The 1,191-nt window shown below is 45.2% G+C and carries 1 protein-coding gene and 1 pseudogene; one reads left to right on the plus strand and one right to left on the minus strand.

Translation table 11 applies throughout. The features are described 5' to 3' along the window. The first annotated feature begins 231 nt into the window (after nucleotides 1-231). Nucleotides 232-879, plus strand: coding sequence for a phosphoribosylglycinamide formyltransferase (gene purN, locus R7Z50_RS24440; RefSeq protein ID WP_318149340.1), 648 nt, complete (start codon nucleotides 232-234; stop codon nucleotides 877-879). A gap of 59 nt (nucleotides 880-938) precedes the next feature. Here purN and R7Z50_RS24445 read toward each other — a convergent pair. Next, nucleotides 939-1,191 (minus strand): annotated as a pseudogene (locus tag R7Z50_RS24445) (succinate--CoA ligase subunit alpha); the annotation flags it as partial.

The raw sequence follows: 1,191 nt of genomic DNA on the forward strand, positions 1-1,191 counted from the left end.
GACGCGGCGGTTGCACTTCTTAAAGAAGAAGGCGAAAACGCATGGGTGATTGGTGAAATTGCTCAAGCAGAAGCAAATGAAGAGCAAGTTGAAATCAACTAACTTGTGAATCACGCTAAAAAATAAAATGAATGAGGACGCCACGTCCTCATTCTGCTATCTGGAACATCGAAAACCATTCTAATAGTAGGTAATTTATAGAACCTACAATATCAAGGCAGCTCCAACATCATGAAAAACATCGTGGTCCTAATTTCAGGTAACGGCAGTAACTTACAAGCCATTTTAGAAGCTTGTGAAAACAACATGCCTAACGCACACGTTGCAGCAGTATTTTCTAATAAATCTGACGCATACGGTCTAGAACGTGCAAAACAGTTTAATGTTGATGGCCACTTTGTTGACCCAATAACGTTCGAGTCACGCGAGGCATTCGATGCCGAGTTGATGCAACAAATTGACAAGTATCAGCCCGATGTTGTCGTTCTTGCTGGGTACATGCGCATTCTTAGCGGTGCATTTGTTTCGCACTATCTCGGTAAGATGATCAACATTCACCCTTCTCTTCTACCTAAATACCCGGGTTTACACACCCACCAGCGCGCGATTGACGCCAAAGACAAAGAGCACGGCACAAGTGTTCACTTTGTCACAGAAGAGTTAGACGGCGGTCCCGTAGTTCTTCAAGCAAAAGTGCCAGTATTTGAAGATGATGATGCAGCAGCACTCGCTGCGCGTGTACAAACTCAAGAGCACACCATTTACCCTATCGTGACTAAATGGCTCGTTGAAGAGCGTTTAATCATGCAAGATGGCAAAGCTTGGTTAGATGGCAAAGAACTCGGTCCTCATGGCTACGCAGCCGCTGACGAAGAATAAGTACTTTTTAACGCAAAAAAGCCTGGCAATGCCAGGCTTTTTACTTTACGAGTCAGAAATTACCAACCCGTTACTTCACGTAGACCTTGACCGATGTCTGCTAGAGACTTAACCGTCTTAACGCCTGCCGCTTCTAGTGCAGCAAATTTGTCTTCTGCAGTACCTTTACCACCAGAGATAATCGCACCAGCGTGGCCCATACGTTTACCCGGAGGAGCAGTTACACCAGCGATGTAAGAAACAACTGGCTTAGTTACATTCTCTTTAATGAACGCTGCAGCTTCTTCTTCTGCTGTGCCACCGATTTCACCG

The organism is Vibrio sp. 1249-1, from assembly GCF_033340495.1.

What these genes read in the sequence shown, in the direction of transcription:
- purN (WP_318149340.1), top strand. Translation starts at nt 232, where the DNA reads ATGAAAAACATCGTGGTCCTAATTTCAGGTAACGGCAGTAACTTACAA.